This is a genomic window from Kitasatospora sp. NPDC058115, from assembly GCF_042884635.1.
In the GTDB taxonomy this organism is placed as follows: domain Bacteria; phylum Actinomycetota; class Actinomycetes; order Streptomycetales; family Streptomycetaceae; genus Kitasatospora.
Map to the genome: position 1 here is coordinate 226,102 of NZ_JBHVTL010000002.1, position 13,591 is coordinate 239,692.

Genomic DNA, 13,591 nt, shown 5'->3' on the forward strand with positions numbered 1-13,591 from the left:
GCGCGGTCCTTCCTCAGACCTCGTCGGGGGACTCTTCGGTGGCGTGTTCCGGCGGCTGTCCGGCGGACCGTTCGGCGGGCTCCGCGACGGATTCCCCGGCGGGCTCCGCGACGGGCTCCGCGTCCGGCTCCCCGGGGGACTTCACGACGGCCAGCACCGCGCCCGTCGCGACCTGCTCGCCCGGGGCGGCGCGCAGGTCGACGAGGACGCCGTCGGCGGGGGCGGCGATCCGGTGCTCCATCTTCATCGCCTCCAGGACGAGCAGCGGCCGCCCGGCGGTGACGGTGTCGCCGACGGCCGCGGTGACCCGCACCACGGTGCCGGGCATCGGGGCGAGCAGCGCGCCGGGCTCGGAGCGCACCGGTGCGTCGGGGAAGCGCGGCAGGACGGTGAGCGCGGTGGCGCCGGCCGGGGTGTCGACGTGCACCCGCTCCCCGTAGCGGGCGACGCGGTAGGCCCGCCGCAGCCCGCCCTCGCGCAGCACCACCAGCTCGGGCGCCGCCTCGACCAGTTCGACGTCCGGGTGGTCCTCGGCCCGCAGTCCGGCGCGGGTCAGCCGGTAGCGGACCTCGTGCACGGCGCCGTCGTCCGACCGGTAGCGCTTGAGCTGCGGCTGCGAGGGCAGGTTGCGCCAGCCGGAGGGCAGCGCGGTGCGGCGGGCGGCGGCGTCGGCGAGCGCGGCGGCCAGGGCGGCGAGCCGGGGCCGGCCCGGGTCGGGCGGGGCGGTCAGGGCGACGGCGTGCTCGGCCAGGAAGCCGGTGTGCAGCCGACCGGCCAGGAACGCCGGGTGGCGCAGCGCGCGGACCAGCGACTCCCGGCCGGTGGTGGGCCCGTGGATCCGGGCGCGGGCGAGCGCGTCCGCCAGCCGGCGGGCGGCGGCGGCCCGGGTCGGCGCCCAGGCGATCACCTTGGCGAGCAGCGCGTCGTAGTGCGGGGTGATCTCGCCGCCGTCCGCGACCCCGGAGTCCAGACGCACCCCCCGGCCGGTGAACTCCTCGTGCGGGACGGTCAGTTCGAGACGGTGCAGGGTCCCGGTGGCGGGCCGCCAGTCGTGCGCCGGGTCCTCGGCGTAGAGCCGGGCCTCGATCGCGTGGCCGACGGCGGGCGGCGCGGCGGGGCCGGGCAGGGGCGCGCCCTCGGCGATCGCGAGCTGCAGGGCGACCAGGTCGAGGCCGGTGACCGCCTCGGTGACCGGGTGCTCCACCTGGAGGCGGGTGTTCATCTCCAGGAACCAGCACCGGCCGTCCGGTCCGAGCAGGAACTCGGCCGTCCCGGCGCCGGTGTAGCCGATCGCCTTCGCGGCGGTCACCGCGGCCTCGTGGAGGGCGGCGCGCACCGCCGGGTCGAGCCCCGGCGCCGGGGCCTCCTCGACGACCTTCTGGTGGCGCCGCTGGAGCGAGCAGTCCCGGTCGCCGACCGCCCAGACCGTGCCGTGCGCGTCCGCGAGCAGCTGCACCTCGACGTGCCGGCCGGCGGGCAGGTAGCGCTCGCAGAACACCTCGTCGGAGCCGAAGGCCGCGGCGGCCTCGGCGCGGGCGGCGGCGAGGGCGCCCGGCAGGTCGGCGAGGGCGTGCACCACCCGCATGCCCCGCCCGCCCCCGCCGGCCGCCGCCTTGACCAGCAGCGGCAGGTCGGCCCGGGTGGGCGCGGACAGGGCGTCCAGCACGGGCACCCCGGCGGCGGCCATCAGGCGCTTGGCGGCGGTCTTGGAGCCCATCGCCTCGATCGCCGCCGGCTCCGGGCCGACCCAGAGCAGCCCGGCCGCCCGCACGGCGCGGGCGAAGCCGGCGTCCTCGGACAGGAAGCCGTAGCCCGGGTGGACGGCGTCGGCGCCGGCCGTGAGCGCGGCCTCGACCAGCAGTGCGCCGCGCAGATAAGTGTCGGCGGGCGCGGCGCCGGGCAGCCGGACGGCGGTGTCGGCCTCGCGCACGTGCGGGGCGTCGGCGTCCGGGTCGGAGTGGACGGCGGTGGTGGCGATGCCGAGCGCCCGGCAGGTGCGGAAGATCCGTCGGGCGATCTCGCCCCGGTTGGCGACCAGCAGATTGGTGATCACGTGGTTCCCCCTACATCCGGAAGACGCCGTAGCCGGTCGCGCCCCCGACCGGCGCGTTGTGGACGGCGGAGAGGCAGAGCCCGAGCACGGTGCGGGTGTCGCGCGGGTCGATCACCCCGTCGTCGTAGAGCCGCCCGGAGAGGAAGGCCGGCAGCGACTCGGCCTCGACCCGCTGCTCCACCATTGCCCGGACCGCCGCGTCCGCCTCCTCGTCGTACGGCCGCCCCTTGGCGGCGGCGGACTGCCGGGCGACGATCGACAGCACCCCGGCGAGTTGCTGCGGGCCCATCACGGCCGCCTTGGCGCTCGGCCAGGCGAACAGGAAGCGCGGCTCGAAGGCCCGCCCGCACATGCCGTAGTGGCCGGCGCCGTAGGAGGCGCCCATCAGCACGGACAGGTGGGGGACGGCGGAGTTGGCGACGGCGTTGATCATCATCGCGCCGTGCTTGACGATGCCGCCCTGCTCGTAGTCCCGGCCGACCATGTAGCCGGTGGTGTTGTGCAGGAACAGCAGCGGCACCGCGCGCTGGTTGGCGAGCTGGATGAACTGGGCGGCCTTCTGCGACTCCTGGCTGAACAGCACGCCCTGCGCGTTGGCCAGCACACCGAGCGGGTAGCCGTGCAGCCGGGCCCAGCCGGTGGCGAGGCCGGGGCCGTAGCGCGGCTTGAACTCGTCGAAGTCGGAGCCGTCGACGATCCGGGCGATCACCTCGCGCGGGTCGAAGGGCACCTTGAGGTCGCCGGGGACGATGCCGAGCAGTTCCTCCTCGGGGTACTTCGGCGGCTCGGCGGCGAGGTCCGGCCACGGCCCCGGCCTGCGGTGGTCCAGGCGGGCGACGATCCGGCGGGCCAGGCGCAGCGCGTCCGGCTCGTCGAGCGCGAAGTGGTCGGCCAGTCCGGAGACCCCGGCGTGCATCCCGGCGCCGCCGAGCGACTCCTCGTCGGTCTCCTCGCCGGTGGCCATCCGCACCAGCGGCGGCCCGCCGAGGAAGACCTTGGACCGGTCCTTGATCATCACGGTGTGGTCGGACATGCCGGGCACGTAGGCGCCGCCGGCCGTGGAGGTGCCGAACACCACGGCGACGGTGGGGACGCCCGCGGCGGAGAGCCGGGTGAGGTCGCGGAAGAGGGCTCCGCCGGGGATGAAGATCTCCTTCTGGCCGGTCAGGTCGGCGCCGCCGGACTCCACCAGGTTGACCAGCGGGAGGCGGTTGGCGAGGGCGATCTCGTGGGCGCGCAGGGCCTTGCGCAGGGTCCACGGGTTGGACGCCCCGCCGCGCACGGTGGGGTCGTTGGCGGTGATCACGCACTCGACGCCCTCGACGGTGCCGATGCCGGTGACCAGCGCGGCGCCGACCGGGTACTCGCTGCCCCAGGCGGCGAGCGGGGAGAGCTCCAGGAACGGCGAGTCCTCGTCGATCAGCAGCTCGATCCGCTCGCGGGCGAGCAGTTTGCCGCGCCCGCGGTGGCGTTCGACGTAGGCGGGACCGCCGCCCGCCAGCGCCTTGGCGTGCTCGGCGTCCAGGTCGGCGAGCCTGGCGAGCATCGCCTCCCGGTGGGCGGCGTACTCGGCGCCGCCCGGGTCGAGGCGGGTGGACAGGACGGTCACAGCAGGGCCTCCGGGATGTCGAGGTGGCGCGAGCGCAGCCACTCCCCCAGTGCCTTCGCCTGCGGGTCGAAGCGGTGGTGGGCGGCGACGCCCTCGCCGAGCAGGCCGGTGATGGTGAAGTTGAGCGCGCGGAGGTTCGGCAGGACGTGCCGGGTGATCGTCAGCTCCGCCAGTTCCGGCAGGAGTTCGCGCAGCAGCGCGGTGGTGAGGGTCCGGGTGAGCCAGCGCCGGCCGGGCTCGTCGCGGGCCCAGACGCCGAGGTTGGCGTCGCCGCCCTTGTCGCCGCTGCGGGCGCCGGCCACCAGGCCGAGCGGGGCGCGGCGGGTGGGGCCGCCGGGGACGGGGGCCTCGTCGAAGGGCTCCGGAACCGGTGCGGCGGCGGGGGCGGTGACGGGCGCCGGCGGGACGGGCACGCGTCGGCCGTCCGGCAGCACGGCGGTGTGTCCGACCACCGCCGCGTCCAGGTGCACGGCCTCGAACACCCCGTACGGCGCGCCCGGCCCGGGCGGCGCGGTGAGGTGGAAGCCCGGGTACCCGCAGAGCCCCAGCTCCACGGCGGCCCGGCCGAGTTCCCGCCCGACCCGGGCGGGGTCGCGGTCCCGGGCGGTGAGCCGCAGCAGTGCGGAGGCGGTCTCCTCGGTGGCGGCGTCGGGATGGTCGGTGCGGACCAGGGTCCAGCGCAGTTCGGCCGGCCGGTGCCCGGGGGCGAGCCCGTCCTCGAACTGCCGCTCGGCCAGCGCCGCCTTCGCCTCGATGTCGAGCCCCGTGAGCACGAACACCACGTCGTTGCGGTGGCCGCCGAGCCGGTTCAGCCCGGCCTTGAGGGTGGCCGGCGGCGGCTCGCCGCGCACCCCGTCGATCCGCACCCGGTCCGGCCCCTCCTCGGTGAGCCGGACGGTGTCCAGGCGGGCCGTCACGTCCGGCCCGAGGTAGCGCGGGCCGCCGGTCTCGTAGAGGAGCTGGGCGGTGACGGTGCCGACGGTGACGGCGCCGCCGGTGCCCGGGTGCTTGGTGATGACGCTGGAGCCGTCCGCGCGCAGCTCGGCGAGCGGGAAGCCCGGCCGGGTGACGTCGTGCTCGCGGAAGAAGGCGTAGTTCCCGCCGGTCGCCTGCGCCCCGCACTCCAGCACGTGGCCCGCCACCACGGCGCCCGCGAGCGCGTCGAGGTCCCCCGCGCCCCAGCCGAACCGGGCGATCGCGGGCCCCGCGACCAGCGCCGCGTCGGTCACCCGCCCGGTCACCACCACGTCCGCCCCGGCCCGCAGGCACTCCGCGACCCCGAACGCCCCCAGGTAGGCGTGGGCGGCCAGCAGCCCCTCGGGCAGCCCGAGTTCCGCCCGGCGCGGCAGCAGGTCGTCCCCCTCGACGTGCCCGACCGCGACGTCCAGCCCCTGGCTCCTCGCCAGGTCCCGCACCGCGTCCGCGAGCCGCGCCGGGTTGAGGCCGCCCGCGTTGGCCACGATCCGCACGCCGCGCTCCAGCGCCAGGCCGAGGCACTCCTCCAGCTGCCGCAGGAAGGTCCTGGCGTATCCGAGCGAGGGGTCCTTCAGCCGGTCCCGCGCCAGGATGAGCATGGTCAGCTCGGCCAGGTAGTCCCCGGTGAGCACGTCCAGCGGCCCGCCGGTGAGCATCTCGCGCATCGCCGAGAACCGGTCCCCGTAGAACCCCGAGGCGTTCCCGACCCGCAGCACCGGCCCACCGCCCGCCGCCTCCGCCCGCACGTGCACGCCCGCCCCCCGAGGTGGCCCAACGTTCGCCGACGGTGAGCAGGTTGACACCCTGCGAGAGAAAAAGCAATCACGCCTGCTTGTTTCTCCGGGACGCCCCACCCCGGCGCCGCCGAGGCCGGCTGTGGTCGGGGCCCGGTCAGCGGCGGCGGTCCGGAAGACCCCACGCGGGCGGGCCGGAGCAGGTCCGGGGCGCCCGGGTCGCCGAACCACGCCGGGGCCGCGGAGGCCGGGCTGTCCGGCCGAGGCGGCCCGGCGCAGGTCGGGAAGGGCGTCGCGGGGTGCGGCCGCGGTCCGGCTCCCGATGCCCTCGGGCGCGCCCGGGCGCGCCCGGCCGGGCGAGCGGGAACGCGTCACCACCTTGGCCGGTCACCTACTGGTCGGGGCCGGGGTGACTGGTCATCATCACTGGTGACAGGAGACCACCCACGTCACGAAGGAGGACCGGGATGCACCCGATGTTCAGGAGGCCCGGGCTCGCGGCCGGGATCATCGCGGTCGCGGCCGCGGCGACGCTGGGCGGCGTGGCCGCGCCGAGCGCGCAGGCGGCGGGCAACTGCACCCACTACGGGCAGGCCGGGTACGCGCAGGTGTTCACCGACAACAACTACTCGGGCGACTGCTGGGAGTTCCAGCTCGGGACGTGGACGGTGTTCCCCGTCCTGGTCAACCACAAGGTCTCCTCGCTCAGGAGCTGGGCGGCCCACTCCGGGCAGGGCGTGCACCTGTCGGGCGACGGCCTGACGTTCGACGCGGGCGCGGGCGAGTGGTGGCCGAGCCTGCCCGGATGGTTCAACGACCGGGCCAACGCCGGCTACTGACGGGCCCGGGCGGCGGCGCGGCGGCCCGGTCGTCGCCCGGGCCGCCGCCGCGCCGGGATCACACTCGTGCGGCGAGCGGCCGGTCCGCGACGAGGGCCTCCCACCGGGCACGGGTGGGACCGTCGTGCCCGGGGGCGAAGCCCGGGCGGGCGGCCAGCCAGGCGGTCAGACGGCGCTCGACCTCCTCGGTGCCGTAGGCCTCGTCGGGGGTGCGGACGAGGTGGCGGACCTGGGCGCGGGCCCGCATGACGACCGGGTCGTCGAAGGCGCAGTCGGCCAGGGCGGCGGCGCGGCGGTCCGGGGGCGGCGGGTTCTCGGTGAGGCGCTGCTCGTTGGCGCGGTCGGCGGCGACCTGCGCGTCGAACCACGGCCGCAGGGCCCGCGCCGTCCAGCGGTGGTAGCCGGCCGGGTCCGCCGCCGTGGCGTCGGCGTGGGCGGCGAGGTGCTGGGCGGCGCGCAGGGCGAGGGCCGCGCCGTGGCCCAGGGTGGGGTTGGTGTGGACGAGGCTGTCCCCGGCGTTGACCAGGCCGGTGACGACGGGTCCGGCGCCGTCGGCGAGGGAGGTCCAGCGGTTGTCCAGGCCGGCCATCGCGAGCACGGCCGACTGCGGCTCGGGGGCCAGGTCGAGCCAGGCGGCGGTGGCGGGGAAGCAGCGGGCGGCGGCCTCGAACACGGCGGGGTCGGTGAGCGCGCCGCGGGTGGGGTCGGTCGTGGAGAGCACCAGGTTCACCGCGAAGGTGTCGTTGTCGGACGGGAAGACGCCCGCCAGCGCGAACGGCGCGGAGGACCCGTTCCTCACCCGTCCGGGATCGCGGGGGCCGTCGGGCCGCAGGCGGTACCAGCGGCAGAGGTAGGCGATCCCGGCGCGGTGGCTGTCGACCACGGGCGGGCGGCAGCCGGCCCGGACCAGCCAGCCGGGCACGGGCGAGCGCCGGCCGGACGCGTCGACCACGAGGTCCGCGACGTGCGTGCGCCCTCCCACCCGGACACCGGCGACCCGGGCGGGGCGGTCCGGCGCGAAGGCGAGGGCCTGCACCCGGCTGCCGCGCCGCACCTCGACGGTGCGCTCGCGCCGCACCGCCGCCGTCAGGGCGGCCTCCAGCACGATCCGGCGGGCGCGCAGGGTCACCAGGTCCTCGTCGCCGGCCCGGTGCGGCGGGTGCGCGCCGAACCAGTCGAAGTCGTGGTACTCCCGGGCACCGCGGGCCAGCAGGTCCGCGTGGACGTCGGGGGCCTCGGCGTGCAGCACGGTGCGCACCGGGGCGAGGAAGGAGTGGGGCTGGACGGCCTGCGGGACGCGCGGCCGGTCCCAGTGGAAGAAGTCCCGGTGCGGGTCGTCCCCGGCCTCCCGGGGGTCCTGCTCGAACACCGTGACCGCATGGCCCCGCCGTCCGAGCATGAGCGCCGTCCCCAGCCCGCCGATGCCCGCACCCATCACCGCAACCCGCGCCACAAGCTCCCCTTCGCGTCGTGTTGCAGGATGATCTTACCGGGCGGCGGGCCGTCGCCGTGCCCGCCGGTTCCGTGAGGTGCGTGACGGGCGGCGGGGCGGGCGGGCAGGATGGGGCGCATGTGCGGTCGCTTCGTCTCCACCACCACCCCGTCCGATCTGGCCGACCTGCTGCGCGCCACCGTGTGGCCGGTCGCGGAGACGTTGGCGCCGTCCTGGAACGTGGCCCCGACGGACCCGGTGGCGAGCGTGCTGGAGCGGGTCGACCGGGAGACCGGTGAGCTCACCCGGCAGGTGCGGTCGCTGCGGTGGGGGCTGGTGCCGTCCTGGTCCAGGGACCCGGGCTCCGGGGCGCGGATGATCAACGCCCGGGTGGAGACCGCGCACGAGAAGCCCGCGTTCCGCAAGGCGTTCAAGGAACGGCGGTGCGTGGTACCGGCGGACGGATACTTCGAGTGGCGGCCGGTCCCGGCCGCCGACGGACGCAAGGCCTACAAGCAGCCGTACTACCTGCACCGGCCCGACGGCGGACTGCTGCTGATGGCCGGGCTGTACGAGTTCTGGCGCGACCGCGCGGTGGAGCACGACGACGACCCGGCCGCGTGGCTGGTCACCTGCACCGTGCTGACCACCGCGGCGACGGACGCCGCCGGGCGGGTCCACGACCGGATGCCGGTCACCCTCGCCCCCGACGCCCTGGACGCCTGGCTGGACCCCGCCACCACCGACCCCGGCGAGGTGCGCGGCCTGCTGCACGCCCCGGCCGGCGAGTTGCTGGTCCGGCCGGTGGCCACCGCCGTCAACAGCGTCCGCAACGACGGCCCGCACCTGCTGGACCCCGTCGAGGACCCGCTGCCGGAGGTCACCGGGGGCCACTACACCTGAGCCGGCGCGGATCGCCCCCTCCTCGTCGAACTCCGGTGGACGGACTCGCCGTCGGTGCCGTGCGCTAGGTTCGGGGCATGCAGCTCACCGCACACCTGCGCGACTCCGTGCGGCTTCCGGGTGGCGCCGCACTGCTCAGCGGCTTCGCCCTGGAGCGCCGCGGGGACGGCTCGCGCCGCGCACTGCTCCGGCACGGGCACGAGCTGGCGGTCCACGAGCTGGACGAGCTCCTCGCCGGGGAGCTCGCGCCCGCCGCCGTCTTCCCGCTGCCCCGGCCGGGCGAGCCGTACGGCGGGCCGTCGGTCGGCCCCGACGGCGAGTTCGCGGTGTTCGCCGGCCCGCGCGCCGTCCTGGCCGTGGCCCGGGACGGGACGACGCTGTGGGAGTACCCGCACGGGTGCTGGGGGTGCGGGGAGGGCCGTGCGCACTCCGCCGCCGAACAGCGGGCGTGCGACGGACCGGCACACGGCTCGTGCCGGGTCTCCGACGACGGCCGCGTCGTCTGGGCGCACGTCGCGTCCGGATCGTCCGGGCAGCACCGCCAGGAGCACTGGGTGGTCCTGGATGCCCGGGACGGCGGGGAGTTGGCCCGGCTGCCGCTGGAGCACGCGGACGCGGCCGGCTCGCGCCAGCTCTCCCACCCGGACGGCGCGCACATCGGCCTCAGCATCGGCCTGGGGCAGGACGGCGTCCTGCTCCACTGGGCGCGCCGGGACGGCGCCGAGCTCAGCAGCTGGGGCGTCAACCGGGGCCTGGACCGCATCCTCGCCGACGTCCATCCCGGCCACCCGGGCTTCCTGACGGTCGAGCACGGCGGTGCGGACCTCCGGCTGCACGCGCTGGACGGCACCGTCCTCGCCCAACGGGAGCCCCAGCAGGGCGAGGACGAGGACCCGCCCTGCTGGGACCACGACTGCGGCTTCGTCGACGCCGACACCGTCCTCGCCTCGACGCTCGACTCCGACGGCGATCCGGAGCTCGGACGGCACTGGCTGCTGGACGCCCGCACCCTGGAGGTCCGCGGCACCGTCCGCTATCCCGCCGGCCCCGTCGACAGCTACGCGCGCCCGCTCGGGGACGGCACCTGGCTGACCTACGACGACGCCCGCGGGACGCTCGACCGCTGGAGCGCGGCCGGGAGGTGAGCACGATCCGCGAACGGGCACGGCCGGGTGCGGACACGGCCGGCCGCCGGGGTGTGCCGCCCGGCCGGGTCAGGCCAGCGGGAGGACCATCTCCAGCTCGCGGGCGGCCGGGTCGAGCGCGTACGGCTTCTCGCCGCCGGTGAAGGCGAAGCCGCGACGCCGGTAGTAGGCGATGGCCCGGGCGTTGCCCTCGTGCACGGTGAGCACCACGCGCTGCGCCCCGGCCTCGTCGCGGGCCCAGTCGAGGACGGCGTCCAGCAGCGCGTCCGTCACCCCGCGCCCCCGCCCGCGGTGCTCCGGGGCGACCCAGACGCCGAGCAGCAGCGCCGTCCCGGGGGCGGGCGTGAAGCCGACCATCGTCCCCACCCACTCCCCCGGCGTCCCGGTCACCGCGACCAGGCCGACGCTGCCGGGGTCGTTCACCCGGCGCGCCCGGTCCTTCCACTCCGCGTCGTCGTGGGCGAGGGCCATCTCGTGCGTCTCCAGGAACGCGTCGGGGGCGTCGAGCAGTTGAGCGAGGCGCACCTCACGAAGGCGCTCCCAGTCCTCCAGGCCGATCCGTTCGATCCGGTACGTCATCACCGTATCTCCCTGTAGTGGACACATCACTGCAACGACTCACCAACATAGGTCACGCCTCTCGGGCTCCGGCAGGGTACAAAAGGGGCGGGCACGCACCACCTGCGCGCCCCGCCCGCACGCCCCCGTGACCCAAGGAGCCCGACCGTGCCGACCGCCCCCGCCACCGCAGCCGCCGAAGCCGCCGAACCGTCGATCGCACGGTTCGGGCTGGGCACCGCGGCCGTCGGCCGGCCCGGGTACATCACCCTCGGCCGCGACCTCGACCTGCCCGTCGAGCGCACCGCCGACGCCCTGCGCGAGCGCACCCACGCCCTGCTCGACGCCGCCTTCGCGGCCGGCGTGCGCTACTTCGACACCGCCCGCTCCTACGGGCGCGCGGAGGAGTTCCTCGGCGCCTGGCTCGCCGCCCGGCCGCGCGAGGCGCGGGAGGTGACGGTCGGCAGCAAGTGGGGCTACACCTACACCGCCGGCTGGCGGGCCTCCGGCGTACCGGTGCACGAGGTCAAGGAGCACTCGACGGAGGTGTTCGACCGCCAGCTGGAGGAGACCCGGGAACTGCTCGGCGGGCTGCCGGACCTCTACCTGGTGCACTCGGTCACGCCGGACAGCCCCGCGCTCACCGACCCCGCGCTGCACGCCCGGCTCGCCGCGCTGGCCGCCGGGGGCGTCCGGGTGGGCCTGTCCACCAGCGGCCCCGAGCAGGCCACGGCGGTGCGGGCGGCCCTGGGGGTGACGGTCGGCGGGCGGCCGCTGTTCGCCGCCGTGCAGTCCACCTGGAACCTGCTGGAGCCCTCCGCGGGACCCGCCCTCGCCGCGGCCCACGAGGCCGGGTGGCTGGTGGTGGTCAAGGAGGGCATGGCCAACGGCCGGCTCGCCGGCCGCAACGCCACCGGCCCGGACACCGCCGCGCTGCGGGCGCTCGCGGCGCGCACCGGCGCGACCTGCGACGCCCTCGCGCTGGCCGCCGTCGCCGCCCAGCCCTGGGCGGACGTGGTGCTCTCCGGCGCGGCCACCACCGCCCAGCTGGCCTCCAACCTGGAGGCCGTCGGGCTCGCGGTGGACGACGGGGCGCTGGCCGGACTCGCCGCGCTCGCCGAGCCGGCCGGGGCGTACTGGCGCACCCGCTCCGGCCTGCCCTGGGCCTGATCGCCCGGACGGGACGGCGCCGACCGGACGGGGCGGGGCCGGACGGGGGCGGGGCCGGAGGGGACCGCCCGCCCCGTGACCGGCCGGCGTCAGCGCGGCGGGCGGCGGACCGTCAGCATGTCCTGGGTGTGGCCGATGGCGTAGCCGCCGTCCGGCCGGGCGAAGTGGCGCTCCACGTAGGCGGCCAGCTCGGCGCGCTCGGGCAGCGGGTCCACGGTGGTCAGGTCGGCCACGTTGATCATGAACTCGGCGACGTCCACCGCCTCGTCCAGCCGGTCGGTCCGGTAGTGCAGGTCGAGGGCTTCGAGCGCGCAGGTGCACTCCGGGGCCGCCCGGTCCGGGCCCGGGGCGGCCAGCTGCCCGGCCAGCGGCCGCAGGTCGTAGCGCACGCCCGTGAAGTGCGCGGCCATCCGCATGCACGGGCTCTCCGGGTTCTGCAGCACCACCAGCAGCGTCCCGCCGGGCGCCACCCAGTCCAGCACCCGGCGCACGGTGCGCAGCCAGTCGGCCGGCGGCACGTAGTACAGCACGTGCGAGAGGTGGACCAGGTCCGCCGGGCCGGGCGGCTCGGCCGCGTCCACCGGTTCGGGCAGGACGAGCGCCCCGGGGCAGGCCAGGCGAAGCCTCTCGCGCATCGCCGCACTGGGCTCGACGGCCACCGTCCGCTCGAAGTACCGCGCCAGGTAGGCGGTGGTCCGTCCCTCGCCCGCGCCCACGTCCAGCAGCATCCGGCGCTGGTCCAGCCCGGCGACCACCTCACCGAGCCGGGCGTGGGTGAGCGGCTTCTCGTCGGTGCCGGCGAGGAACAGCTCGAACGCCCGGCGGTAGTCCGCGCCCGAGACGTCCAGCACCCGGACCGGACCGGCTCCGGCCGCCCTCGTCCCCGTCTCCGTCTCCATCCGACGATCTCCTCCTCGACGGCGTGCTCCGCCGGACCAGTGCACCCCGGCGCGGCGCGGCGCCGGTGCAGGCACGTTCCTGCCCGCGTGTCGCCCGCCCCGCACCGCACCGCGCCCCCGTGCCCCGTGCCCCCGCGCCCCGGCCGCCCGCGGCGCCGCCGACCCTCGCTGGACCTCCGGCGTCCGACGGCCGTGCACGTCGCGGCCATGTCCACGATCGCCGCGCCCGGCACGCTCGGGGCAGCCGGCGCCACCGCGCCGGGCGCGTCGCACCGCCCCTCCGCACCACCCCGCCGGAAGGAAGACCACCGCCCGTGTCCCGTACCGCCCGTCCCCGCCACTACCTGATGTGCCGTCCGGACCACTTCACGGTCGACTACTCGATCAATCCGTGGATGGAGCCGGAGAAGCCGACCGACGCCGCCCGCGCCCTCGCCCAGTGGGAGCAGCTGTACGCGCTGTTCCGGGAGCTCGGCCACACCGTCGAGCTGATCGAGCCGGTCCCGGGGCTGCCCGACATGGTGTTCGCGGCCAACGGCGCCACCGTCGTCGACGGCACCGCCCTGGTGGCCCGGTTCCGGCACCGCGAGCGCGCCGACGAGGCCGCGGCGTACCGGGAGTGGTTCGGCGCCCGCGGCTACCGGTCGGTGGTGCAGGCCGAGTACACCAACGAGGGCGAGGGCGACTACCTGCTCGTCGGCGGGCGGATCCTGGCCGGCACGGGCTTTCGCACCGACCGCCGGGCGCACGCCGAGACCCAGCGGGTGCTCGGCCGCCCGGTGGTGACCCTGGAGCTGGTCGACCCGCGCTACTACCACCTGGACACCGCGCTCGCGGTGCTCGGCGACGACGAGATCATGTACCACCCGGCCGCGTTCTCGCCGGAGAGCCGGGCCACCCTCGCCGCGCTGTACCCGGACGCCGTGCTCGCCTCCGCCGAGGACGCCGCCGTCTTCGGCCTCAACGCCGTCTCGGACGGCCTGCGGGTGATCCTGCCGGAGGCGGCGACCGGGCTGGCGGCGCAGCTGCGCACGCGCGGCTTCGAGCCGGTCGGGATCGACGTCACCGAGCTGCTCAAGGCGGGCGGCAGCGTGAAGTGCTGCACCCTGGAACTGCGCGGCGCACCCGCCTGACCTGCCGTTCCGCCGGAGCGCGGGGAAAACCCGATGCGCTCCCCCGGCCGGCCGGTGCTACGCTCGCCCGGCCGGCCGCGGGACTCCGGTGCGACTTCCGGATGGTGCCTCTACCGCAATGATTCGCAGTTCGTGCCCCCA

11 protein-coding genes are annotated in these 13,591 nt (G+C 76.6%); 5 read left to right on the forward strand and 6 right to left on the reverse strand.

Annotation, left to right across the window (positions count from 1 at the left end; translation table 11 throughout):
- Positions 1–13: 13 nt before the first annotated feature.
- From ACFVVL_RS02950 to ACFVVL_RS02960, 3 genes are read right to left on the reverse strand one after another with little or no spacing between them, the layout of a single operon-like run.
- Positions 14–2,053 (reverse strand): acetyl/propionyl/methylcrotonyl-CoA carboxylase subunit alpha, encoded by a 2,040-nt coding sequence (locus ACFVVL_RS02950; RefSeq protein WP_387670892.1) that lies wholly within the window; start codon positions 2,051–2,053, stop codon positions 14–16.
- A gap of 10 nt (positions 2,054–2,063) precedes the next feature.
- Entirely contained in the window at positions 2,064–3,662 is a 1,599-nt protein-coding gene (locus ACFVVL_RS02955) for an acyl-CoA carboxylase subunit beta (protein WP_387670894.1), read from the reverse strand.
- The gene (locus ACFVVL_RS02960) at positions 3,659–5,389 is read right to left on the reverse strand and encodes an acyclic terpene utilization AtuA family protein (protein WP_387670896.1); all 1,731 of its coding nucleotides are present in this window, start codon (positions 5,387–5,389) and stop codon (positions 3,659–3,661) included. The genes ACFVVL_RS02955 and ACFVVL_RS02960 overlap by 4 nt, the downstream gene beginning before the upstream one ends.
- A 449-nt stretch (positions 5,390–5,838) precedes the next feature.
- Here ACFVVL_RS02960 and ACFVVL_RS02965 point away from each other — a divergent pair, with 449 nt between their 5' ends.
- Positions 5,839–6,210: a hypothetical protein gene (locus ACFVVL_RS02965; RefSeq protein ID WP_387670898.1), complete on the forward strand. Its 372-nt coding sequence runs from the start codon at positions 5,839–5,841 to the stop codon at positions 6,208–6,210.
- 58 nt (positions 6,211–6,268) lie between these two features.
- On the opposite strand, the gene ACFVVL_RS02970 is transcribed toward ACFVVL_RS02965, so the two are convergent.
- Entirely contained in the window at positions 6,269–7,663 is a 1,395-nt protein-coding gene (locus tag ACFVVL_RS02970; protein WP_387670900.1) for an FAD-dependent oxidoreductase, read from the reverse strand.
- 117 nt (positions 7,664–7,780) lie between these two features.
- Between ACFVVL_RS02970 and ACFVVL_RS02975 the strand changes: the two genes are divergently transcribed.
- The gene (locus ACFVVL_RS02975; RefSeq protein ID WP_387670902.1) at positions 7,781–8,545 is read left to right on the forward strand and encodes an SOS response-associated peptidase; all 765 of its coding nucleotides are present in this window, start codon (positions 7,781–7,783) and stop codon (positions 8,543–8,545) included.
- A 77-nt stretch (positions 8,546–8,622) separates the two neighbouring features.
- The gene (locus ACFVVL_RS02980; protein WP_387670904.1) at positions 8,623–9,690 is read left to right on the forward strand and encodes a hypothetical protein; all 1,068 of its coding nucleotides are present in this window, start codon (positions 8,623–8,625) and stop codon (positions 9,688–9,690) included.
- Between the two features lie 69 nt (positions 9,691–9,759).
- Here the strand turns inward: ACFVVL_RS02980 and ACFVVL_RS02985 are convergent, their stop codons facing one another.
- Complete coding sequence (locus tag ACFVVL_RS02985) at positions 9,760–10,269, reverse strand: GNAT family N-acetyltransferase (protein WP_387670906.1); 510 nt, start codon at positions 10,267–10,269, stop codon at positions 9,760–9,762.
- Positions 10,270–10,416: 147 nt separating this feature from the next.
- Between ACFVVL_RS02985 and ACFVVL_RS02990 the strand changes: the two genes are divergently transcribed.
- Entirely contained in the window at positions 10,417–11,418 is a 1,002-nt protein-coding gene (locus ACFVVL_RS02990; RefSeq protein ID WP_387670908.1) for an aldo/keto reductase, read from the forward strand.
- 89 nt (positions 11,419–11,507) lie between these two features.
- On the opposite strand, the gene ACFVVL_RS02995 is transcribed toward ACFVVL_RS02990, so the two are convergent.
- A complete protein-coding gene (locus tag ACFVVL_RS02995) occupies positions 11,508–12,317 on the reverse strand; it encodes a class I SAM-dependent methyltransferase (RefSeq protein WP_387670910.1) in 810 nt (269 codons plus the stop codon).
- Between the two features lie 314 nt (positions 12,318–12,631).
- On the opposite strand from ACFVVL_RS02995, the gene ddaH reads away from it, so the two are divergent.
- The gene (gene ddaH / locus ACFVVL_RS03000; protein WP_387670912.1) at positions 12,632–13,450 is read left to right on the forward strand and encodes a dimethylargininase; all 819 of its coding nucleotides are present in this window, start codon (positions 12,632–12,634) and stop codon (positions 13,448–13,450) included.
- Positions 13,451–13,591: the final 141 nt, after the last annotated feature.

What these genes read in the sequence shown, in the direction of transcription:
- ACFVVL_RS02980 (WP_387670904.1), top strand. Translation starts at nt 8,623, where the DNA reads ATGCAGCTCACCGCACACCTGCGCGACTCCGTGCGGCTTCCGGGTGGC.
- ACFVVL_RS02965 (WP_387670898.1), top strand. Translation starts at nt 5,839, where the DNA reads ATGCACCCGATGTTCAGGAGGCCCGGGCTCGCGGCCGGGATCATCGCG.
- ACFVVL_RS02975 (WP_387670902.1), top strand. Translation starts at nt 7,781, where the DNA reads ATGTGCGGTCGCTTCGTCTCCACCACCACCCCGTCCGATCTGGCCGAC.
- ACFVVL_RS02985 (WP_387670906.1), bottom strand. Translation starts at nt 10,269, where the DNA reads ATGACGTACCGGATCGAACGGATCGGCCTGGAGGACTGGGAGCGCCTT.
- ACFVVL_RS02995 (WP_387670910.1), bottom strand. Translation starts at nt 12,317, where the DNA reads ATGGAGACGGAGACGGGGACGAGGGCGGCCGGAGCCGGTCCGGTCCGG.